This window comes from Cellulomonas biazotea, assembly GCF_004306155.1.
Taxonomy (GTDB): Bacteria; Actinomycetota; Actinomycetes; order Actinomycetales; family Cellulomonadaceae; genus Cellulomonas; species Cellulomonas biazotea.
The window spans coordinates 1-1,543 of the sequence record NZ_BIMR01000058.1 but is presented as its reverse complement, the minus strand read 5'-3'; the positions used below and the strand labels follow the sequence as shown (position 1 = coordinate 1,543).

At 57.7% G+C, this 1,543-nt stretch carries 1 rRNA gene; it reads left to right on the top strand.

Annotation, left to right across the window (positions count from 1 at the left end):
- Positions 1-144 precede the first annotated feature (144 nt).
- Positions 145-1,543, top strand: a 16S ribosomal RNA gene (locus CBZ_RS05125); the annotation flags it as partial.

Genomic DNA, 1,543 nt, shown 5'->3' with positions numbered 1-1,543 from the left:
GGTGGGTCTTGGTTGAGATCGAGGAGGCGTGTTCCACCCCGTGGGATGCGTGTCCTCTTGACAGCCGAATCTGATTGGCCCTTTCGGGGGCTGTTTCGTGTGTCGGTTGCTCATCTGCTTCGGTGGGTGGGTGCCATGTAGACATTTACGGAGAGTTTGATTCTGGCTCAGGACGAACGCTGGCGGCGTGCTTAACACATGCAAGTCGAACGGTGATGACAGGGCTTGCTCTGTCTGATCAGTGGCGAACGGGTGAGTAACACGTGAGCAACCTGCCCCTGACTCTGGGATAACGACCGGAAACGGTCGCTAATACCGGATACGAGACGTACAGGCATCTGTAACGTCTGGAAAGTTTTTCGGTCAGGGATGGGCTCGCGGCCTATCAGCTTGTTGGTGGGGTAAAGGCCTACCAAGGCGACGACGGGTAGCCGGCCTGAGAGGGCGACCGGCCACACTGGGACTGAGACACGGCCCAGACTCCTACGGGAGGCAGCAGTGGGGAATATTGCACAATGGGCGAAAGCCTGATGCAGCGACGCCGCGTGAGGGATGACGGCCTTCGGGTTGTAAACCTCTTTCAGCAGGGAAGAAGCGCAAGTGACGGTACCTGCAGAAGAAGCGCCGGCTAACTACGTGCCAGCAGCCGCGGTAATACGTAGGGCGCAAGCGTTGTCCGGAATTATTGGGCGTAAAGAGCTCGTAGGCGGTTTGTCGCGTCTGCTGTGAAAACCTCAGGCTCAACCTGGGGCTTGCAGTGGGTACGGGCAGACTAGAGTGCGGTAGGGGTGACTGGAATTCCTGGTGTAGCGGTGGAATGCGCAGATATCAGGAGGAACACCGATGGCGAAGGCAGGTCACTGGGCCGCAACTGACGCTGAGGAGCGAAAGCATGGGGAGCGAACAGGATTAGATACCCTGGTAGTCCATGCCGTAAACGTTGGGCACTAGGTGTGGGGCTCATTCCACGAGTTCTGTGCCGCAGCAAACGCATTAAGTGCCCCGCCTGGGGAGTACGGCCGCAAGGCTAAAACTCAAAGAAATTGACGGGGGCCCGCACAAGCGGCGGAGCATGCGGATTAATTCGATGCAACGCGAAGAACCTTACCAAGGCTTGACATACACCGGAAAAGTGCAGAGATGTGCTCCCCGTAAGGTCGGTGTACAGGTGGTGCATGGTTGTCGTCAGCTCGTGTCGTGAGATGTTGGGTTAAGTCCCGCAACGAGCGCAACCCTCGTCCCATGTTGCCAGCGGGTTATGCCGGGGACTCATGGGAGACTGCCGGGGTCAACTCGGAGGAAGGTGGGGATGACGTCAAATCATCATGCCCCTTATGTCTTGGGCTTCACGCATGCTACAATGGCCGGTACAAAGGGCTGCGATACCGCGAGGTGGAGCGAATCCCAAAAAGCCGGTCTCAGTTCGGATTGGGGTCTGCAACTCGACCCCATGAAGTCGGAGTCGCTAGTAATCGCAGATCAGCAACGCTGCGGTGAATACGTTCCCGGGCCTTGTACACACCGCCCGTCAAGTCACGAAAGT